This window comes from Maridesulfovibrio bastinii DSM 16055 (assembly GCF_000429985.1).
GTDB lineage: Bacteria > Desulfobacterota > Desulfovibrionia > Desulfovibrionales > Desulfovibrionaceae > Maridesulfovibrio > Maridesulfovibrio bastinii.
The window spans coordinates 14370-35975 of the sequence record NZ_AUCX01000025.1; the positions used below are offsets into that span (position 1 = coordinate 14370).

At 44.6% G+C, this 21606-nt stretch carries 19 protein-coding genes; 14 read left to right on the top strand and 5 right to left on the bottom strand.

The features are described 5' to 3' along the window. Positions 1–2 precede the first annotated feature (2 nt). Complete coding sequence (locus G496_RS0112715) at positions 3–1133, bottom strand: MBL fold metallo-hydrolase (RefSeq protein ID WP_051295027.1); 1131 nt, start codon at positions 1131–1133, stop codon at positions 3–5. A 314-nt stretch (positions 1134–1447) separates the two neighbouring features. Continuing rightward, on the bottom strand, positions 1448–2323 hold the full coding sequence (locus tag G496_RS0112720) for an AraC family transcriptional regulator (RefSeq protein ID WP_027179612.1): 876 nt from the start codon (positions 2321–2323) through the stop codon (positions 1448–1450). Positions 2324–2928: 605 nt separating this feature from the next. Here G496_RS0112720 and G496_RS0112725 point away from each other — a divergent pair. Beyond that, a complete protein-coding gene (locus G496_RS0112725) occupies positions 2929–3918 on the top strand; it encodes a DUF362 domain-containing protein (protein WP_084407570.1) in 990 nt (329 codons plus the stop codon). Between the two features lie 257 nt (positions 3919–4175). Then, the gene (locus tag G496_RS19705) at positions 4176–4499 is read left to right on the top strand and encodes an STAS domain-containing protein (RefSeq protein WP_051295028.1); all 324 of its coding nucleotides are present in this window, start codon (positions 4176–4178) and stop codon (positions 4497–4499) included. A gap of 58 nt (positions 4500–4557) precedes the next feature. Here G496_RS19705 and G496_RS0112735 read toward each other — a convergent pair whose 3' ends face one another. Continuing rightward, positions 4558–5499, bottom strand: coding sequence for an ornithine cyclodeaminase family protein (locus G496_RS0112735; RefSeq protein ID WP_027179614.1), 942 nt, complete (start codon positions 5497–5499; stop codon positions 4558–4560). Positions 5500–5888: 389 nt separating this feature from the next. On the opposite strand from G496_RS0112735, the gene G496_RS21605 reads away from it, so the two are divergent. Both G496_RS21605 and G496_RS19710 read left to right on the top strand, forming a co-directional pair. Then, entirely contained in the window at positions 5889–6209 is a 321-nt protein-coding gene (locus tag G496_RS21605; protein ID WP_342665381.1) for a thiamine pyrophosphate-binding protein, read from the top strand. Continuing rightward, positions 6164–7471, top strand: coding sequence for an acetolactate synthase large subunit (locus G496_RS19710; RefSeq protein WP_342665382.1), 1308 nt, complete (start codon positions 6164–6166; stop codon positions 7469–7471). The genes G496_RS21605 and G496_RS19710 overlap by 46 nt, the downstream gene beginning before the upstream one ends. 62 nt (positions 7472–7533) lie before the next feature. On the opposite strand, the gene G496_RS20645 is transcribed toward G496_RS19710, so the two are convergent. Continuing rightward, positions 7534–8247, bottom strand: coding sequence for a GntR family transcriptional regulator (locus G496_RS20645; protein ID WP_051295029.1), 714 nt, complete (start codon positions 8245–8247; stop codon positions 7534–7536). A gap of 299 nt (positions 8248–8546) precedes the next feature. Here G496_RS20645 and G496_RS0112750 point away from each other — a divergent pair, with 299 nt between their 5' ends. The 10 genes from G496_RS0112750 to G496_RS19730 all read left to right on the top strand — a co-directional run bounded on the left by G496_RS0112750 (position 8547) and on the right by G496_RS19730 (position 20738). Next, a complete protein-coding gene (locus tag G496_RS0112750; protein WP_027179615.1) occupies positions 8547–9560 on the top strand; it encodes an amino acid ABC transporter substrate-binding protein in 1014 nt (337 codons plus the stop codon). A 129-nt stretch (positions 9561–9689) separates the two neighbouring features. Beyond that, the gene (locus G496_RS19720; protein ID WP_027179616.1) at positions 9690–11066 is read left to right on the top strand and encodes an amino acid ABC transporter permease; all 1377 of its coding nucleotides are present in this window, start codon (positions 9690–9692) and stop codon (positions 11064–11066) included. 2 nt (positions 11067–11068) lie between these two features. Further along, positions 11069–12157 (top strand): amino acid ABC transporter permease, encoded by a 1089-nt coding sequence (locus tag G496_RS0112760; RefSeq protein WP_034633233.1) that lies wholly within the window; start codon positions 11069–11071, stop codon positions 12155–12157. A gap of 32 nt (positions 12158–12189) precedes the next feature. Then, a complete protein-coding gene (locus tag G496_RS0112765) occupies positions 12190–12969 on the top strand; it encodes an amino acid ABC transporter ATP-binding protein (RefSeq protein ID WP_027179618.1) in 780 nt (259 codons plus the stop codon). Between the two features lie 58 nt (positions 12970–13027). Continuing rightward, the gene (locus tag G496_RS19725; RefSeq protein WP_051295030.1) at positions 13028–13876 is read left to right on the top strand and encodes a glycerophosphodiester phosphodiesterase; all 849 of its coding nucleotides are present in this window, start codon (positions 13028–13030) and stop codon (positions 13874–13876) included. Between the two features lie 388 nt (positions 13877–14264). Next, positions 14265–14732 (top strand): methylglyoxal synthase, encoded by a 468-nt coding sequence (locus tag G496_RS0112775; RefSeq protein ID WP_027179619.1) that lies wholly within the window; start codon positions 14265–14267, stop codon positions 14730–14732. 238 nt (positions 14733–14970) lie between these two features. Further along, positions 14971–16029, top strand: a complete 1059-nt coding sequence (dhaK, locus tag G496_RS0112780; RefSeq protein WP_027179620.1) for a dihydroxyacetone kinase subunit DhaK — start codon at positions 14971–14973, stop codon at positions 16027–16029. A 168-nt stretch (positions 16030–16197) separates the two neighbouring features. Continuing rightward, positions 16198–16827, top strand: a complete 630-nt coding sequence (gene dhaL, locus G496_RS0112785; RefSeq protein ID WP_027179621.1) for a dihydroxyacetone kinase subunit DhaL — start codon at positions 16198–16200, stop codon at positions 16825–16827. Between the two features lie 51 nt (positions 16828–16878). Next, positions 16879–19371 (top strand): phosphoenolpyruvate--protein phosphotransferase, encoded by a 2493-nt coding sequence (gene ptsP / locus G496_RS0112790; RefSeq protein WP_027179622.1) that lies wholly within the window; start codon positions 16879–16881, stop codon positions 19369–19371. A 62-nt stretch (positions 19372–19433) separates the two neighbouring features. Continuing rightward, positions 19434–20738 carry an APC family permease gene (locus G496_RS19730; RefSeq protein WP_051295031.1) on the top strand — a complete coding sequence of 435 codons (1305 nt, stop codon included), beginning with the start codon at positions 19434–19436 and terminating at the stop codon, positions 20736–20738. 2 nt (positions 20739–20740) lie between these two features. Here the strand turns inward: G496_RS19730 and G496_RS0112800 are convergent, their stop codons facing one another. Further along, the gene (locus G496_RS0112800; RefSeq protein ID WP_027179623.1) at positions 20741–21577 is read right to left on the bottom strand and encodes a cytidylate kinase-like family protein; all 837 of its coding nucleotides are present in this window, start codon (positions 21575–21577) and stop codon (positions 20741–20743) included. Positions 21578–21606: the final 29 nt, after the last annotated feature.

Below are 21606 nucleotides of genomic sequence, written 5' to 3' on the forward strand. Positions count from 1 at the left end.
TGCTATTTGAGTCCTTCCCACCAGTGCGTAAAATTCTGTTTTCTGCCGTCAAACCATATCGGCTGCCCTATTTCAGGGGTCAGCAGTTTAAAAGGTGCCGATTTTGCGGCTTTTACAGCACGCAGAAACGGATCTTTCCAGCTGTGGGCCGCAATGGCGAATCTGCCGACATGGGCAAGCAGCATATTGTGGGTATCCAGAATTTCAGCAGCTTTAACAGCTTCTTCCGGGGTCATGTGAATAAGTGGCCAGCGTGAATCATACTGTCCGCCATCAAGGGCAACAAGATCAAATTTTCCAAACTTTCCTGCTATCTCCTTGAAATGTGGTCCGAACCCGGAATCTCCACTGAAAAGCATTCTTATTTTTGGTGATTCGAGGACGTATCCTGTCCAGAGAGTTTTGTTTTTTGAAAAAAGCCTTCCGGAGTAATGTCTGGCCGGGATAAATGTAATGTTTATTCCATCGCCGAAATCAAGAGATGTGCCCCAGTCTTCTTCGTAGATTTTTTTATCGGGATAACCCCAGTATTTAAAATCAGCACCTATACCAAGAGGGCAGATAACTTTTTTTACCTTCGGGAGGAGCTCTGTAACTGTTTTATAGTCAAGGTGGTCCCAATGGTCGTGAGAAATAAGAAGGTAATCAATTTCAGGCATATCTGCCGCAGTGTAGATGTCTGTACCGGGAAAGATTTTGTTGAAAAAAGAAAAAGGAGCCCCGTGGTCATTGAAAACCGGGTCAATGAGAATCCTTTTGCCGTTGAGCTGAATGAAAAAGCCGGAGTGTCCCAGCCAGATCACAACATCTTTATCCGCCGGAATGACTGTCTGATCTTTCAGATCAAGTCTGACTGTCGGCAGCGGTTCTTCGGGACGCAGATTATCGGTATGGGAGAACAGCCCCTTAATAATTATTTTGAGGGTACTTTGATCTTCTGCAAGAGTCTGTGTAGGCACGGTGTTTTTAAATTCACCGTCTTTATAATTTGGCGAGGATTCAATGCGGGCAAGCTCTTCTCCAGAGGGATTTTTGCCAAATTTTTTACCCCCGAGGACAGCGCATGAAGCAAGAGTCAAAACTAAAACTCCGATAATGAAAAAAGTTAGCATAGTTCGAGTGTTGAAGTTCATACTTCCTCAAAATAATGTTCGCAGGAACTATTTTGGTTCCTGATACGGTATTGAAATTTAAATATTCTTAAACTCAACATTAATTTCGTGGAAGATACGATCGTATTAATCTTTTGCCTAATCCTATCGAAAAATGCGGAGATGCGCTGAAAAATGAGACCAGCATCACCTGATAATGCAAATTATAAAGCAGTATCAATCAGTGACGACCTGTTTTGAAATATATTGAAAAGCGAAAACAGTATATCTCTGAAAAGCCTTTTATGCTCTGGCCAGTGGCATTGCATTTAAGGATGAAAATATTTTCCAAATTTTTAGTTTGTTTTCATCACTTCTGTCGGGCTTTGCCCGAAATGCCTTTTAAACTCTCTGCTGAACTGAGATGAACTTTCATAACCCACTGCATCTGCAGCAAGATAAGCCTTCATCTTTTTTTGGACGATAAGGTCTCTGGCCCGAGCCAGCCTTATTTTTTTCAGGTATTGCAGCGGAGAGTCTTCAGTGATTTCCTTGAAAGCTTTGTGAAAAGCAGAAACACTCATATTGGCGGTGGTAGCCAGTTGTTCTACATCGAATTTTTTGGAAAATTCTCCCTGCATCATGCTGATTACTCTGGCGACCTGAGAAAAAGAGCCACTGCCTCTGGCCAGTGAAAATAAAACCGGAGCCTGCTTTCCGCAAAGAGCCCTGTAATATATTTCTTTAACAATACCGGGGCCTAGTATTTTTGCTTCGGTTTCTGATTTCAGTGCTTTCAGAAGTTTTACAACAGCGTCTTTCATCTCTTCATCGAGAGTAGCCGGGCCTATGGCCAGTTGAAAGTGTCCATTTTTAATTTCATCAATCCTGTTTTCAAGATTCATCTGACTGATCAGCTCATTCAACTGCGCAAGGTCTATATCAATATATAATCCCAAGAGAGGTGAATCCTCACTGGGATTTGTTTCACATTCAAAGGGCATTGAAACCGATGTTACGAGATAATTTTCAGGATCGTAGCGAAAAGTCTTTTCTCCGAGGTAGCCATTCTTGTGTCCTGCTGCAACGATACAGATGCCCGGATCATAGAGCATGGGCCTTCTGGCTATGGTTCTCGAATTTTTAAAAAGTCGGACACCTTTCAAATATGTTTCGGTTGCATCGCCATCAATAAGAGAAAAATCATGAAATATTTCTGCGAGATCAGACATTATAACTACTCCATCCTGCCATTGATGGTTTTACTTTTTTAATGAACCCGCGATAATAAATATTATCCGGGAGCAGGCAATAATGCAAAACAGCCAATCATACAGCCTGCTCTAAGCAGCAGTGTATTACAAATTAGTCAGTGAATATTTGAGTGGAAAAGTATGGATTCAAAAATCCATAATTCGTTAGACTGCTTTTGAGTCGCTGAACTTAAATTGCATAACCTCAAGAGTCAGATTCAACAATTTTTAAAAAATAGTAACCCTTACCACTTGTGTCAAGGTAAACTGCTTTTAAGCAATGCTTAAAGGGTCAATATATTAAATCCTAATTTTATTAATAGCTTTAAAATATTAATTAAATTTTGGATAGCAACTAAAAGTGAGCATTTAATCCAGACCACAGAGTAGGAGCATTTTGTCAGTATTTCATAATTTTTTAAAAACTGATTGTTTCTTTAATAGTTATGGGAGATGAGGAGGATTAGGCATGAAGAAAAGAGGATTGCCACTTCAATAGAAATTTTATCTGGGACATCATTTCTTAATAGTAATTCTATTTTTATTTTTTATCCTAATAATGAATTAAAAGTCAGGAGAGAATAATGGGCAATATTTCCAGACGCCAGTTTCTGATCGGCGGAGCTGTAGCCGCAGGATCTCTAGTCATGCCGTGCTCCGGTGTTCTTGCTGCTGAAAGTTCCGGTGTACCGGTCTATTTTACCAAAAATATCAATGCAGAATCACTTGTTGAAATATACCGCACTGTAATGAAAGGACGCAGTCTGCCCGGTAAAGTCGCTGTTAAGCTTCATTCCGGTGAGCCTGGCGGGCATAACTTCCCGGCTCCATCACTTGTAGGCGGTCTGGTGAATAAAGTTGATGGAACAATTGTTGAGTGCAATACCGCTTATCATGGCAGACGTTTTTCAACAGCAGATCACATGAAAGCTATCAAGGATCATGGTTTTACAGGCATTGCACCGGTAGAAATAATGGATGAAAACGGTTCCATGTCTCTGCCTGTTCTCAGGGGACGCCATCTCAAAGAGAATCTGGTTGGAGCTGGATTTGCGAATTATGATTCATTTCTGATTCTTTCCCATTTCAAGGGGCACGCTATGGGAGGTTTTGGCGGGGCAATAAAAAATATGTCTATCGGTATTGCTTCTGCTGAAGGTAAAATGTGGATTCATACTGCGGGAGGAACAAAAAGTCTCGCAAGTTTCGGTCCTGCTATACAGACAGATCAGGATAGTTTTCTGGAATCAATGGCCGAGGCTTCCGGTTCGGTTATGAATCGCCTTGGACGTAATAATATTATTTATGTCAACCTGATGAACAACTTGTCTATAGATTGTGATTGCGACAGCAATCCGGCCGAGCCTGAACTTGATGATATGGGAATTCTAGCTTCAAGTGACCCTGTTGCTCTTGATCAGGCCTGCGTGGATATGATCTATGCTGCTGATTCAAGTAAAAGTGCTTCATTGCGGCACAGAATTGAATCTAAAAATGGCATCCATACTCTGGAATATGCTTCGGATATGGGCTTAGGCAGCCGTAAATACCGTATTATAAGTATTGATTCATAATCTGTCTGGTAATTTTTTGCCGACAACATAAGGGCATCGCGTTTTCTGAAAATGGACGCGGTGCCTTTTTCTTATTAGGGTGATGCCACTGGACTTTATAGCAGACTCATGGGTAACGTAAAAATATATTTTGTTTTTTTATTCAGGCCGGTCTATTTAATTCTGCGTGAATAAAATTGCATTGGTATAATATTTTATGCGGCCTATCTTACATATCTCCTGAGTTTTGACCGCGGTTATATCCGGAGGATTCTTTTATGAAAATTTCAGAAGACAGAATTGGAGACTTTCTTCTGGTTTCGCCTGAAACAGATAAACTGGATTCGCCTAATTCAGCTGTTTTTAAAAGCTGGCTTATGGGCTTGATTGATCAGGGTGAAAAGATGATTGCCCTTGATTTTTCAGATGTCAGGTTTATGGATTCAAGCGGACTTGCCGTATTGGTTTCCGCTTTTAAAATAATTGGAGACACCGGAAAAATTGTCCTTGTTTCACCTACAGAGAATATCAGAAAACTTTTTTCAATAACCAAAATGGACAGCTTTATCACTATTTTGAATTCTCCGGATGATCTGCTGTGAAGACAGCAGTTGCAGGAATCTAAAGAAACTTTTGTTCGGGTCTAATCAGGTTCTGCTGCTATTTTTTAGCAGCAACCACAGACAGAATGTAGGCCGCTGTCATCAGATCGAGGTGAGCACCTCCACCGTTTTTAAAAACAGTTATCTCGTCATTATTTTTTCTGCCGATATTTCGGTTAGAAATAAGGTCATAAAAGTCTCCTCGTACGTCATCTTCGGTTATAATTCTTTTGGAAATTGGGATCATCAGCTCGCCGATATGATTGATGGTGGTTTTTCTGCTGTCCACATAAATGCTTCCATTTGATATCAAATAGTCATCAGCCTCACGCATATCAGCTTTGTAAGCTCCTATCAGATCAACATGGGTTCCCGGCTTTAGCCATTCATATTTTAGGACCGGAGATGTAGCTAAAGTCGCACAGGAAATTATATCAGCCTCTGCCGCAGAAGCTGGGAGGTTTTCTGAAAAATTTACATTGAGGCTGGAATTTTTAAATTCAAGCGCAAGCTGTTCTGCTCTTTCCGTTCTTCTGGCCCAGATGGTGATTTTATCAAGATTTTTGAAAACAGCTCCGTAGGCTTTAACCAGACTTCTGGCGACTGTACCCGCCCCTATAATCAGTAATTTTTTGCTGTCAGGACGCATAAGTATGGAAGCTCCGAGCACTGAATCGGAAGCTGTTTTAAATTCAGTGATCAGTCTGCTTTCAATTATGGCCTTAAGTTCCCCGTGAAGGGGATCAAACATCATCATGGCTCCCTGTACAGAAGGTAAGCCCTGCCTGCTGTTTCCGGAAAAAACAGTAGTTGATTTTACTCCGTATCCCAGCCCCTTGATATATGCTCCACGACTCAAAAGAGTTCCTTCGGCAGGACCGAGGAATATATCTTTTATCTCGGCTTCAGGAAGTTTGTGACCTTCCCGCAGGGCTTCTACAACTTCGGGCCAGTTTAGTTTGGAAGCAGTCTCATCATAGGTTATCATCGGGGTTTTCATATCATCTCCATTTTGTATCAAGAGTATCCGTACTTTTTTCGGAGATCAATCACTGTGATCACGGCTGTGGCGAGCGTTCATCCTGATTAATCAGGGTGAATTTTATTGGGGGACACAAAATCTTCATAAATTTGATTTTAAACTTCAAGAAGCCTATCGTTTCAGTGCGATGGGATAATTTAATTATATTTGCAGCAGGATTTGCTTAAATATGGATAACAGTAGTTTTTCTTTATAGTTCCATTCTTGGGGTTTGTTTGAAAAAGTGCTGTCCTGGTAGTGTGTTATATAAAACATTTGCGAAAGAATCTGGGCTGCATCAATAATTTTTAAATCTTTCAGATTTTGTTTTACGCAGGATAACAATTGAAATTTACTGGAGTAAAAACGTGACCCAAGAAAAAAACAATAAACAGCAGGCTGAATCTTATAATGGCGCTGAAACACTTGTCGCTACTCTGGTCGAGAATGGAGTAGAGGTTTGTTTTGCAAATCCCGGAACATCGGAAATGCATTTTGTAAGTGCTCTGGACCGCATACCCGGCATGAGGTCTATCCTCTGCCTCTTTGAAGGGGTTACAACCGGAGCCGCTGACGGTTATGCCCGGATGACCGGAAAACCTGCCTGTACTTTGCTGCACCTTGGCCCGGTTTCGCAAACAGTATGGCCAATATCCATAACGCCCGTAAATCAGGCTCACCGCTGGTAAATATTATCGGTGATCATGCCACTTACCATGAACGCTACAATGCTCCGCTCACCTCAAATGTTCAGGGTTTTTGTTCCTCTATTTCCGACTGGGTCTGCCGTCCCAGAAGTGCGCGCACAGTTGCGGCTGATGCTGCCCGAGCTGTTCAGGCTTCAAGACAGACTCCCGGAAAGATCGCCTCACTGATTCTCCCTGCTGATACGGCATGGCTGGAGGCTGAGCGTCCTGCTCCCCGGCTTGAAATTCCCAAACCTGCCGCTGTTTCTGCTGCTGCCATTGAGGGGGTCGCCAAAGCTTTGAGCAGTGGAAAGAAAACAGCGATTCTCATTCGTGGAGAGGCTCTTTACAGTGAAAAGGGGCTGACTGCTGCCGGGAGAATAGCAAACGAAACAGGAAGTACTCTTTTTTGTGATACTTTTACCCCGCGGGCAAGGTTCGGCAGGGGACTGCCCAAGGTAGAACCACTGCATTACCGCGGTAAAGATATTTTAAGCAGACTTGGAGAATTTGAACAGCTGCTACTGGTGGGGGCTGAACCTCCTGTTTCCTTTTTTGCCTACCCTGATCAGAAAAGCTGGCTTACTCCACCGGAATGTAAAATTATCACTCTTTCACATCCGCATGAAGACGGCAGCTCCGCACTAAGTGACCTAGCTGAAGTTTTGGGAGCGGCTCCGTGGACAGACCGTCCGGCAGAAGAAGCTGAATATTCAACGGACTCTCCGTTAACAGCTGAAAATGTAATGAAAGCCGTTGCTGCACTGCTTCCTGAAAATGCTATTGTTGCTGACGAAGGTATTACTTCAACTCTGCCTTACACTTCATATCTTTCAAAAGCTGCACCCCACGATTATCTGCCGACAACCGGGGGAGCTATAGGTGATATCCTTCCGGTCAGCACCGGGGCGGCTGTAGCGGCACCGGACCGCAAGGTTGTCTGCCTTGCCGGTGACGGTAGTGCCATGTACACCCTACAGGCATTATGGACTCAGGCAAGGGAAAAGCTTGATGTGGTTACTGTTATCTATGCTAATAAATCCTACTCGGTGCTTAATCAGGAATTAAAGCTTGTTCAGGCTGTATCTAAGGGTGAAAAAGCCCTGTCACTGCTTGACCTGCATAATCCGTCACTGGACTGGGTAAAACTGGCAGAAGGTATGGGGGTCTCAGCTGTGAGTGTGGACAGTATGAAGAGTTTTGCTGATGAGTTTTCCTCAGCTCTTGAAACACATGGTCCACGGCTTATCGAAGTTCTTATTTAGAAATATTCAGCATTTTTTTAATGAAAAAACCCGTTCAGAATTTTTCTGAGCGGGTTTTATTGTCAGCTTTTTACTCGCAGCTCTATGGCATCAAATCTCCAGTATTCATGTTCCACAGTGAGCACTATATTCTTTTCGTCAGTCTTGATGCGTCTGATATACATTCCCGGAGATCCCGGAGGAACATCCAGTTCATTGGAAATTTCAGGGGAGTGAAATTGCGGTCTTATGATCAGGTCGCGTTGTTCCAGCTTTATCCCGTATTCATTTTCAATAACCTGAGTCATTGCTTCTTCACGGGTTTTGGGAATGATATTTTCAAGCCGTTTCGCGTGAAGGTAGTTTTGAGTGTAGGCTACTTTCTGACCATCAAGAAAGAAAATATTTTCCATTATATCAACGGGTGTTCCCGGTTTGAAGCCTTCAAACTGGTTTGAGCCGACCATTTTTCCCTCAATTGTGAGGCTTCCGGTCTCTCTGGTCGTCCAACGGGCAGTTCTCCCCTGTTTGGAGGCCAGTTTAGCAAAGTTAACATGATGGGCCGGGTCATAAATAAGGCGTGTGGGAGTTACATACCATCCCCGGCGGTCGAGACGGTAAATTTTACCTTCACGCTGTAACATGGTCAGAGCATGGCGGACCGTATTACGGTTGATTCCCGTCTCCGAACAGAGTTCCCTTTCTGAAGGCAGTTTGTCTCCATGCTTAAGCTCTCCAGATTTAAGCCTATCAAGAATAAGCTGACGTACAATCTGATAAAATCGCTGTTTTTCCATTAAATCCCCTCATATTTTTGGGCTGAGTCGGTATGGCACTAATTTTTAACAATGTCATTACAGCTTTGTAACATTCAAAATTGCAAACTGGTTTAACCCAATTGCTAACGCTTACGCAATTGTGTAAGGAAGAAATCAGTTCGTGAATGTGTTATAATACTATTCAGGAGTGATTGTCTGAGACTTAGGCAAAAGTTTTATCCGTTCAACCTGCGGCATGGTAACACGTTTATGACGTGTGTCTGAAAAAGCCCACAGTGACTTTGCCGCAGCGGATTAATGGGGGGCTGGAGAAAATTATGAAATTTTTACGTGCAATTTCAGTTAGTCTGGTGCTCATGCTGTTGCTGGCTTCCGCCGCTTCCGCCGGCACTCTGGAAAATGTCCGCAAGGATGGTTTTCTAAAATGTGGAACCCACATTGAAAATCCCGGATTTTCATCACTGGACAGCAACGGCAAAAGGGTCGGTTTTGATGTCGACTTCATGCGTGCGGTTGCTGCGGCGGTAAATGTTCCTGAAATTAAATTTGTTCCGCTGACTTCTAAAGAACGTCTTCCCGCTTTGCAGTCCGGGGAAGTTGATCTTCTGGCCCGGACCACAACTCTGACCATGAGTCGTGACGTAAAACTCGGACTCGATTTTACCGTCACCACTCTTTACGACGGTCAGGGCATGATGGTTCGTAAATCTCTGGGAATAAAGAGTGCTAAAGAACTGGACGGCGCATCAGTTTGTCTTCAGACCGGTTCTACCACTGAACTTAATATCTCAGATTATTTCCGCAAAAACGGAATGAAGTTTACACCTGTTGTTTTTGATAAGCAGGCTGATGTTCGTAAAGCTTATGATGCCGGACGCTGTGATGTGCATACTACAGATATTTCCGGTCTTGCTGCTCAGCGTTCACTTATGAAAGATCCTTCCGAACATGTGATTCTGCCCGAAGTTATATCCAAAGAACCTCTCGGACCTTATGTCCGTCAGGGTGATGACCAGTGGGAAGATATTGTCCGCTGGACAGTATGGCTGACCATGTCTGCTGAAGAAAAGGGCATCACTCAGGCCAATGTTGAAAAAATGTATGCCGAGAGCAAGGACCCTGAAGTCCAGCGCATGCTTGGAAAGACCGGTTCACTCTGGACAGACCTCGGTCTGGATGAAAAAGCTCCCATACGCATTATTAAAGCAGTTGGTAACTATGGTGAGATTTTCGAGCGCAACCTTGGTCCTAATACCCCTCTGCGTCTCGAACGCGGCCTGAATGCACAGTGGACAAAAGGCGGCCTTATTTACGCTCCGCCTTTCCGCTAAAATTATACAGCTATTCCGCGCCGGTTATCTCCGGCGCGGATTTTATTTTTTTAAATCCATGATCACGGTGTAAACTGAATATTCTGCAATTTTTAAAACACCGCATCCTTTGGTGGAGTAATTTTTTTCATGTCTGTAAAAACAGCACCTCCTAAAGTTCCCTTATGGCGAAGCCCGCAGGGTAGAGCCTGGATATTCCAGATCTGTATGATGCTGGCGTTTTTATATGTGGCTGTCTCGGCTTATAGAAACGCTCTGATAAATCTTGCTAAACGTGGAATCAGTTCAGGGTTCGGCTTTCTCTCAAATGAAGCCGGGTTCAGAATAGGGGAGATCAACTCGATTCCTCTGCCGACAGGTGGTGTCCTGTGGTTTATTCTCAGCCTTGTTATCGGGCTGGGCATAAGCAGACTCATAGCCGTATATCTGAAAAAGAAAACAGCTGAACCGCTGAACACTCTGTGGTTTTCTGTCTGTATGGTCATCTGTGTCGGGCTGCCGATACTTACCTTGTATCTGTTCAGAAATGATATTGAAATTGTAAAATATTCTGAATCTTCCAGCTACACCATGGCTTTGGTCACCTCGCTTATAAACACCCTCAAGGTCACGGTTATCGGCTGTGTGGCCTCAACAGTTTTAGGTCTTCTTGTGGCTCTCGGCAGACTTTCTCCCAACTGGCTGCTGAGAACTCTATGCCGCTGGTATGTTGAGCTTAACCGCAACCTCCCGGTACTACTTCAATTATTCTTCTGGTATTTCATTGTGCTCCAGCAGCTTCCGGGGGTCCGTAGATCCATAGATATCGGCGGATGGCTTATACTCAATAAGCGCGGACTTTATATTCCTTCACTTGTACCCCAGTCCGGGGCGTGGCTTTTCTGTGTGGCTGTTGTCGCGGCTATTATGGTTGTTCTGGTCCTTGTCAGACGTTCAAGGCGTATGCGCAACGATGAAGGTGTTCCCGGAAAAGTATTTCTTCCGGGGCTGGCTGTGATTGTCATCCTCCCTGCTTTGGCTTGGCTTGTTTCAGGATGCCCGTTTGCACTGGATTTCCCGGTCCTCAAGGGGTTCAACTATCAGGGCGGGACAGGGCTGACTCCAGAGTTTACAGCTTTAGTTGTCGGTTTGAGTGTTTATGTCTCCGCTTTTAATGCTGAAATTATTCGTTCCGGTATCCAGTCTGTCGCCAAGGGGCAGCGTGAAGCAGCAAGAGCGCTGGCTATGAATGAAAAACAGGTTATGCGCGTGGTCATTCTGCCGCAGGCTATGAGAGTGATTGTCCCTCCAATTACCAGTGAATATCTTGCCATTGCCAAAAACAGCTCGCTTGCTGTTGCGATCGGCTATCCTGATTTTGTGAGCGTTGGTGGAACAATTTTGAACCAGTCCGGTCAGGCGATTGAAATAGTCGGAATATGGATGGGCGTTTATCTGTGTATTTCCCTGCTTATTTCATGTGGTATGAACTGGTACAATAATAAAGTCAGACTGGTGGAGAGGTAATTATGTTTCAGGAAATTCCGGACAGGCTCCCACCGACTGCTGATGTAGGTCTTTTGGGCTGGCTGCGAAACAACCTGCTTTGTCCGTGGTATAATGCCGTACTTACAGTGCTTACGGCTTTGATAGTATATTTTCTGGTTAAGCCGTTCTGGCTCTGGGCTGTGGTCAATGCTTCCGTATCGCTTGATCCTGAAGTTGCAAAACAGTCCAGCGGAGCCGCGTGGGGATTCATCCGTGATATGTGGCCTGTTTTTATGACCGGAATTTATCCTGCCGAGGACCGCTGGCGTCCGCTGGCAGCTCTTGCTCTGGTAATCATTCTTGTCTGTGTCAGTCTGGTCGGAAAGTTCCGTGCAACCCGCTGGCTGAAAGTGCTTTGGACGGCCTCACCTTTTGTTGTCTACGGTCTGGTTCACGGGGGAGCTTTTACCGGACTTCCGCTTGTGGAATCGCACTACTGGGGCGGACTGATGCTCACTGTTATTCTGGCCGTTGTGGCCATGATTGCGGCTTTTCCCATAGCTGTACTGCTGGCCCTTGGCAGAACTTCGGATATGCCGGTAGCAAGACCTTTCTGTATTGCCTACATTGAGCTGGTCAGAGGAGTTCCCCTCATTACAATCCTGTTTATGGCTTCGGTGGTCCTGCCACTTTTTCTTCCCGGAGATGTCAAGCTGGATAAAGTACTGCGGGCCATGGTCGGAATAACCATGTTTTTTTCCGCTTATCTTGCGGAAAATATTCGTGGCGGACTTCAGGGTATTGCCAAAGGACAGTACGAAGCGGCCGATGCTCTGGGCATGAGCTACTGGAAAAAAACAATTGTAGTTATTCTGCCTCAGGCTTTGCGTATCGTTATTCCACCCATGGTCAATAATTTTATTGGAATATTAAAAGATACTTCTCTGGTCGGCATTGTCGGCCTTGTTGATCTTCTTCAGGTTGCTTTTGCGACAACTTCAAATCCGAAATGGTTTGGAAAGCTTGAAGAAGCCTATGTTTTTGTTGCTGTCTGTTACTGGATTCTGTGCTTCGCTCTTTCCAGCTACAGCCGCCATCTTGAAAAGAAAATACCTTCCGCGGACAAATAGCGGACTGAAATATATTAATAGAGGAAATCAGAATGCAAGGTACCCATCCCCATGATGCTCCGCATCTTGCTGACAGCCCTGCGGTAATTAAAATTACCGGATTGAACAAATGGTACGGCCAGTTCCATGTTTTAAAAGATATCGATCTTGAAGTCCGCCGTGGTGAATGTGTCGTGGTCTGCGGACCTTCAGGATCAGGTAAATCAACTTTGATCAGAACTATAAACCGGCTTGAGGAACATCAGGAAGGAATAATTGAAGTTAACGGAACTATCCTGACCAACGATGTTCGCAAAATAGAAATGATTCGCCGTGAAGTCGGTATGGTTTTCCAGCAATTCAATCTGTTTCCCCATCTGTCCATACTGGAAAATGTGATTTCCGGTCCGGTGCATGTCAGGAATATGCCCCGCAAAAAGGCAGAAGAAATAGCCATGACCTATCTGAAGCGTGTCGGGATAGCCGAGCAGGCCGCTAAATTTCCCGGACAGCTTTCCGGAGGTCAGCAGCAGCGGGTTGCAATTGCCAGAGCTCTTGCCATGCAGCCTGAAATTATGCTGTTTGACGAGCCGACATCGGCCCTTGACCCTGAAATGATTAAAGAAGTTCTTGATGTTATGCGTGAGCTTGCACAGCAGGGTATGACCATGATCTGCGTGACTCATGAAATGGGTTTTGCCAGAGAGGTTTCCGATACCATGGTCTTTATGGATAAGGGGCAGGTTGTTGAATACTCCCCGGTAAAAGAATTCTTTACTGCTCCTAAAGAAGAGCGGAGCAGACTTTTTCTGGATCAGATTTTAAACCATTGATTAACCAATATACTGAACTCAACAGGTCCTTACCGACTCTTGTTTGCCGGAGCTATTCTTGTCAGAATTAAAACTTGTAAATAAAAAAACTTTGATCTGGGGACATCGCGGAGCGCGGGCTCTTGCCCCCGAAAACACTCTTCTTGCAATGCGCAGAGGATTTGAAGCAGGGGCCGATGGCTGGGAGATAGATGTCCAGACCACTCGTGACAAAGAACTGATTGTCCTGCACGATCTTAACCTTCTGCGCACTACTAATGCCGGAGTGCATCCTTCATTTGCAGGGCATGGTCTGCCTTTACCGTGGTTGTTCACGCTGAAAGAGCTGAAGAAACTTTTTGCCGGGATTTTTCCCCGGAGGCTTTGCCCTTTGAAGAGTCCTGATAAAACTTGGCTGGAAGTTCCTGAAAGTGTGGCAAATGAAGTCTGTATCCCTACTCTTGATGAAATTTTGAAACTGGCGGACGAACTGGGACTCTGGGTGAATATTGAAATAAAAGATCTGTCCGGTCCGGTTCCGGCCGACCTTAAGGATGATATTGTCGAAAGAGTCCTCTCCTGTGTCGGGAAAAATCTTATGCAGGACAGGGTCATACTATCATCGTTTAATCACTCCTACATGAAAAGGAGTAAGGAAATAGCTCCTGAAATTTTAACTGGTCTTTTGACCGAGCATAAATTCAGTGGTGACCCGGTTATGGAGCTTGCCAAGAATAAAGCTGATGCATGGCATCCGGGTTTCAGATTTCTTACAAGAGACATTGTAAGAGCTGTTCGAGACTGTGGTTTTGCCATTAATCCCTATACGGTTAATGAAGCTGAGGATATGCGCAGGCTTGTAAAATGGGGTGTGACCGGACTGGTTACGGATTCCCCGGCTGTCGCGGCAGGTGTAATCTCCGAGTAATTGTTTGTTTTGATTACTTATAATTATATTTATTAAAAATAAGTTCTCCCTCCAATAGATGCCCCCGTTGCGATTCGTTGCTTCGGGGGCGTCCTTTTATGAACATTTAAAACTTTTATGCTTTTTAAGTAGAATAGGTTATTCTTAAACCAATAAGTCTGACGGTTGTAGGATAGATTTAGTTTTTGGGATAATCCGGTAACAAAATTTGTATATTTATAGTTTATCTTTTTTATGAGAATAATAATTTTAATACGTTATACGGGATATTGAGAATTGAAGCTTAAATTTTTTTTAAAGCAGCTCTGGCATGGGTTTCAGGTATCCTGAATATGAATAGTGATACTGTTTTTTAACAGCTTAATTCAGGCAGAGAGGATAGACTGGTATGGATAGAATTAAAAATATCGCAGTGGTAGCTCATGACAATTGTAAAAATGAGCTTCTTGATTTCATTGATTGCAATCGTGAGACAATTATTAAACATAACCTTGTCGCGACCGGAACGACAGGAAGACTGGTTGAAAATCTGCTTTCAGCTGATAATTGTGAAGGAGAAGAATGTAAAAAAGTTCTGCGTTTGAAATCAGGACCTCTGGGTGGTGATCAGCAGCTCGGAGCCTTAATTTCAGACGGCAAAGTCGACGTGCTGTTTTTCTTCTGGGACCCGATGGAGCCGCAGCCTCATGATGTTGATGTAAAAGCTCTGCTGCGATTAGCTGTGTTGTATAATATCCCTACGGCCAGCAATCGTTCATCGGCCGAGTTTTTAATTTCATCACCATATTTTGATAAAGGTTTTGAAATTAAAAAGGGCAGGTTTTTCGAATACGCAAACCGCAAAATGCAAAAATAAAATCTATCAGAATTTGTTTTAAATTTTGAATGCTGTCTGGAAGTGTATTTTTAGCCTCGTTCATGATCATGAAATATCTGATCTGTCACTATGATTAATCAAGAGGGTGTTAATTCCTTTCGGAAACGAAATTTTTTTGTTAATTAGAACTACTGTTTTTTAAAAATGAAAACATTTTTTTCATTTTTCGATAGATGGCCTGGTGTACATTAATTTTTTCATGGAGGTCTTTTTTGTAATGAAAAAGTTGATCAACAACGTTGACGATGTGGTTAAGGAACAGCTTGAAGGTATGGAGATTGCTCACCCTGAGCTGACAGTCAGGTATGAGCCGGATTTCATTTACAGATCTGACGCTCCAGTAAAAGGCAAAGTAGCCATTGTTTCCGGCGGAGGTTCCGGCCACGAGCCTATGCACGGAGGATTTGTCGGAAAAGGTATGCTTGACGGTGCATGCCCCGGAGCTGTGTTTACTTCTCCGACTCCTGATCAGATGTACGAATGCGCCAAGGCCGTTGACAGCGGTGAAGGGGTTCTCTTCATCGTAAAGAACTATACCGGTGACGTTATGAATTTTGAAGCTGCTTCTGAAATGGTGGCAGCAGAAGGAATAAAAGTTCAGAACATTCTTATAGATGATGACGTTGCAGTTAAAGACAGCCTCTACACAGCCGGAAGGCGTGGTGTCGGCAACACAGTTCTCGCCGAAAAGATTGTCGGTGCTGCGGCTGATGCTGGCTATGACCTCGAAAAATGCTCTGACCTCTGCCGCAAAGTTAACCAGAACGGACGTTCATTTGGTGTCGCCCTTACTTCATGCACCGTTCCTGCTGCCGGAAAACCAACTTTTGAACTTGCCGAAGACGAAGTTGAAATGGGTATTGGAATTCATGGTGAACCGGGAATGCACAGGATGCCGATCAAACCCGTTGATGAACTGACAAAGTATGCAGCGGAACAGATTATTGACGATCCCGCATACACTCGCACCGTTCGCGAATGGGAAGGCAGTGACTGGTATGATAAAGAAATAACCGATGCCCCGTTTGCAGAAGGTGATGAAGTTATTGCTTTTGTAAACAGCATGGGTGGAACACCTCTCTCTGAGCTTTATATAATTTTCAGGGAGCTTGATGCTGTGTGCAAAAAGAAAGGTATTAAAATTGTCCGTAACCTGATCGGACCTTATATTACCTCCCTTGAAATGCAGGGATTTTCAATAACCCTGTGCAAAGCTGATGAAGAAATTTTGAAATTCTGGGATGCTCCCGTTAAAACTCCGAGCCTTACCTGGTAGGACGGGCTTCATTCACCAAATCAATCAGCGCAGGTATGGAGTTTCCGTCTTCATACCTGCGTTATTTTTTTGGAAAGTTGACCATTACCGGCTCGGGGTTCATAATCCGGGCAGGAAAATGAAAGTACTCACATTTTAATCATATCTGAATATTTCTGGAGGATGTAAATGCCCATAAGCAAAGCACAGCTTATATCGTGGATCAGTAAACTTGCAGAAGTTTATGCTGAGAAAAAAGAATATCTTACCGAGCTTGATGCGGCTATAGGCGACGCCGACCACGGCATCAACTTAAATCGCGGTTTCCGTAAAGTTATGGATAAGCTGCCGTCTGTTGAAGACAAAGACTGCGGAACAATTCTTAAAACGGTAGGAATGACACTTATGTCCAGTGTAGGTGGAGCAAGCGGTCTGCTTTATGGCACTTTCTGGATGAAGGGCGGGATGGCTCTGGCAGGGAAAGAAGAATTGAATTCAGCTGAGTTTGAAGAATTTATTGAGACCGGGGTGGCTGGTGTTTTACAGCGCGGCAGGGCTGAACTGGGCGACAAAACCATGTATGATGTCTGGGCTCCTGTCCTGGAAGAAATTAAAAAGCTTTCAGATGAAGGTAAAGATGTTGCCGAAATACTGGATGCCGTGATTCCGGTAGGGGAAAAAGCTTTAGAGGGAACTATTCCCATGCAGGCCAAAAAAGGCCGCGCCAGTTATCTTGGTGAACGTTCGATCGGTCATCAGGACCCCGGTGCAACTTCCTCAGTTTATATGCTTGAGGCCCTGAAAGACGTTTTACAGTAGATTTTTTAATTATTCTGAACATGGCGTTTTTGAATATATCTGGAGTTTAGAATGGTCGGATTAGTTGTTGTTTCTCATAGCCGCAAGCTTGCGGAAGGCGTTCTGGAACTTGCTGAACAGATGACCAGAGGGGCTGTCGCTATGGAAGCCGCAGGCGGAATTGATGATGAGGAAAATCCCATCGGAACTGATCCTATGAGCGTGATGACAGCCATAGAATCTGTCGGTTCCAGAACAGAAGATCCTATACTGGTTATTATGGATCTCGGCAGTGCCTTGATGAGTGCGGAGGCTGCTCTTGATTTCATATCCGATGATCTTAAAGCAAGGGTTAGGCTTTGTTCTGCTCCTGTTGTTGAGGGAACTCTTGCTGCTGCGGTCCTTGCTGCCGGAGGATCGTCAATTGATGATGTCATTTCCGAAGCTGTTTCCGCCCTTGATGCGAAGATAGCCCAGCTTGCTCCTCTTACCGGTGAAGAAGTCCGGCCGCAAAATTCTGTGCAGGATACGGATGATTCCGGTGAATCACTGGAGCTTGAACTGATTATCCGCAACAAACTTGGTCTGCATGCCCGCCCCGCAGCCAACCTTGCTTCAGCAGCCGGAAAATTCAAATCCATAATTATGATCAGCAAAGGTGATAAAACTGTTTCTGCTAAAAGCTTTAATCAGGTTGCGCTGCTTGCTGTAAAAAATAGTGATACCGTTAAATTTACTGTGAGCGGGGCTGACGCTGAAGAAGCTGTGACGGCCTTACAGAAGCTGTATGATGATAATTTCGGAGAGCGTGATGAAGATGTTGATAATTCATCCCATGATGTTGTTGTTACCCAAAGCTTAGAAGATGGAGTTCTTGCCGGAATACCGGCCTCTGAAGGTTACGCCGTAGGAAAAGTCTTTGTATATAGAACCGTGCTGCCAGAGGTCGAGCGCTTTGAAATAAGTGAAACCGGGCAGGAAATTGCAAAATTGGATCAGGCAATTTCCTCCGCAGTAGTTGAAATCAGCGAATTAGAGGAACAGACTGAGAAAAAATCAGGTAAAGGCGAAGCTGCTATCTTCGGTGTTCATAAACTGATGCTTGAAGACAATGAAATGCGTGATAAAGCAGTTGAACTCATCACAAGTGAACACATCAACTCTGAATATGCATGGTTTCAGGTGATGGATTCAATGGCTGCAAGCTACCGTGAACTTGATGATGCCCTTATGCAGGCCAGAGCTTCGGATATAATTGATGCCGGAGGCCGGGTTCTGCGTATTATGACTGGTGACGGTGGTGCTGCTCAAGGTCCTGATGAACCCTCAATTATTTTTGCACACGAGCTTGCTCCCTCTGATGTTGCGGGATTCAATCCTGAAATGGTTCTTGGAATAGTTACCGAGATAGGTGGAACAACTTCGCACGCAGCTATTTTATCCCGTTCTTTCGGTATCCCCGCAGTGATAGGAACCGGAAGCGTGGTAGACGGGCTTTCTGATGGCGGTGTTGCTGTTGTGGATGGTTTTTCCGGGAAAGTGTATCTGGAGCCGGATTCAGCACTGCAAAATGATTTTACTGAAAAAATGAATAAGTGGCTTGATGAGCGGGCGGAGATCAAGGCGAGAAGCGAAGCTCCAGCCATCACTTCCGATGGTGTTCCCATAGCGGTCATGGCTAACATTGCTAAGCAGGCCGATGCCGTTGCTGCTCTTGAATACGGAGCTGAAGGTGTAGGCCTTTTCAGAACGGAATTTCTTTTTCAGGACAGAGACTCCGCACCTGATGAAGAAGAACAGTTTAAAGCCTACTGCGAAGCTGCTCAGGCTATGCAAGGTAATCCCATTATTATCCGCACTCTGGATATTGGTGGTGATAAACCTGTCAAATATCTTGATATGCCGGTTGAGGATAATCCTTTTCTTGGTGAGCGGGGGGTCCGCTTCTGCATGGCAAGGCCTGAACTTTTTAAAACACAGCTCCGGGCTTTGATCAGGGCTGCTGCTGAACATAATATCTGGATCATGTATCCGATGATCTCCGGTGTTGCCGAACTTGCCGAAGTTAAATCCTTTCAGGCAGAGGTACACAGTGAACTTAAAAGTGAAGGAGTCGTTGTCCCTGAAACAGTAAAAACGGGGATTATGATTGAAGTTCCTTCAGCCGTTGCCGAGGCTGATAAACTCAGCTCAATATGCGACTTTTTCAGTATCGGAACCAATGATCTGACTCAGTATGTCATGGCTGCTGACCGTGGAAACAGTTCTGTCTCCAAAATTGGTGACAGCCTGAATCCTGCTGTACTTAAAATGATTAAAATGACCTGTGCAGCAGCAGAAAAAGCCGGTATTGAAGTCGGCATGTGCGGTGAGCTGGCCGGAAACAGTCTGGCTACACCGTTGCTGCTTGGATTGGGGCTTAATGAACTCAGCATGAGTGCTCCGGCTGTGCCGGCTGTCAAAGAGGCCGTTAGAAAAGCCGCCCTTGCCGACTGCCGTTTAATTGCCGAAAAGGCTTTGTCCGCAGAATCAGGTGATGAAGTCAGAGAATTGCTGGAAAAATAATTAGGATGCAAAAGCCCGGTTTCAATTGAGCCGGGCTTTTTTGTTTATAAGGAGATTGAAGGTTGAGTGAAAAAAATGAAGGTTCCATAAGTCTGCTTGGGGCAGTTTCCATAGGAATCGGTGGCATGGTCGGCGGAGGAATTTTTGCTGTTCTAGGCGTTGCTGTTTCCATGGCTCACGGCGCAACACCTCTGGCATTTATCATCGCCGGAATAATTTCCATGCTGACAGCCTACTCCTACGCAAAACTGTCCGTTGTCTTCCCGAGTCAGGGCGGAACTGTTGTTTTTCTTGATCAGGCCTTCGGCAGAGACAGCCTTACTGGCGGCTTTAATTTTGTTCTCTGGCTCAGTTATCTGGTCACGCTCGCCCTTTATGCCACGGCTTTTGCCTCGTATGCTGAAACATTTTTTTCACATCAGTCTTTTTTTCTCCATCATACCTTAATAAGTGCAGCCATTATCCTGCCGTCACTGCTCAATCTAGTCGGGGCGGAGATCATAAGCCGTTCGGAAACAATCATCGTTGTTTTGAAGCTTGTTCTGCTGGCTGTAGTGATTGCCTCCGGGATTGCTTTTATTGAACCGGACAGGCTCGCAGTTTCAAACTGGGCTCCTGTCTCATCCATCATTCCCGCTGGGATGGTTATTTTTGTCGCTTATGAAGGGTTCGAACTGATTGCTAATTCCGCAGAGGATATAAAAAATCCGGCGGTAAATCTTCCTAGGGCATTTTATCTTTCAGTGGGGCTGGTTATCGCCCTCTACGTGCTTGTTGCCGTATTAACCGTTGGTGTGGTGCCTGAAGATGTGATTGCCTCAGCAAAAGATTACGTTCTTGCGGAAGCCGCCCGTCCGGCTCTGGGGCAGTTCGGATTCTCGTTGGTGGGTGTCTCCGCTATGCTGGCTACATTTTCAGCTATTAATGCCACTATTTATGGAAACGCCCGGCTGGGATTTATTCTGGCAAAGGAAAAAGAACTGCCGGAAATAATGGAACGCAAAGTCTGGAATCAGCCTTCAGGAGTTCTGATTGTAGGTGCGCTTTCATTACTTATGGCAAATTTTCTCGATCTTCAGGCTATATCAGTCATAGCCAGTGCCGGGTTTCTGCTGATATTTTCAGGAGTGAATCTGGCTGGTTTTTTCCTTGCGGAAAAAATAAAAGCCCGCAAGACTCCCATGCTTGTCGGGTTTATTGTCTGCCTTGGAGCACTTGTAACTTTGTTATGGCGTTCAGCATACGATAATCCTGAAGCCTGCTGGGCATTTTTTGCTTTCATAGCGGCTTCATTCTTATTTGAAGCCGCTATGGGAAAATTGAACTCATCCAAAATCAGAGCATGGCATGAGTTCCGCAAAAAGTAATGTTATTCAATATGGTGAAAAGGATTAACAACCCTCTGGGCTATCTTCCCCGTGCCGAGGATTTTGACCTCTGAAACTCCGTCTACTTTAGCGGCTTTTTCCATAATCTGATCGTAAAGCCGACATGAAACGCTGGTGTTGAGCCTTGTTGAATTGATGCTTACGACGCCACTGTCTGCTGTAACTTCAGCCATCGGAGCCACATCAATAATGGCGACTTTTACGGTTGCAGCCAGCGCCAGATCATCAAGCCATTTCTGCGCTTTTTCTGTTGTTTTGAAAGCTCCCTTTTTGACCTGTTCGCAGATTATTTCTACAGCATCTTCCACCTTGAATGTCCCGATATGCAGGGTCATGTCATAGAGTCTGCTGTCCCATGGGTCTATTCCGTAAATCTGCAAGCCCCATTTGCGGCGTTCTTCATCATCCTTTCTGAGAATATATTCAGCTTTTTCTGCTGAAATGTTTTCACGGGTCATTTCTTCTGCGACTCTGGTATTAATGTCGGCAGTAATCCTTATTTTGAAAACATTGGGAATATTCATCAGAAAATAGTGTCCGGCAAGACCGTGATAAACAAGATTATCTTTTCTTGCCGACTGTAGGAGCGCGCTTCTTATATGGGCAAGATAGCGTTCCTTGCCGTGGACAAAACGGTTGAGGACCGAAGGAGAGTCGTGCAGAGCCCTGACAAGTTTTATTTCAGGTATGTTGAACTCTTCTGAAGATTCCAGAATGATATCTCTTGATGTACAGGAATATCCCAGACACGAAGCGACTTTCTCCGCTATTTCTTTTCCTTTGCTGTATGAGCCTCTTGAAATTGTTATTATCGCCATAGCTTAATCCTTTGGTTATGATTGAGTGT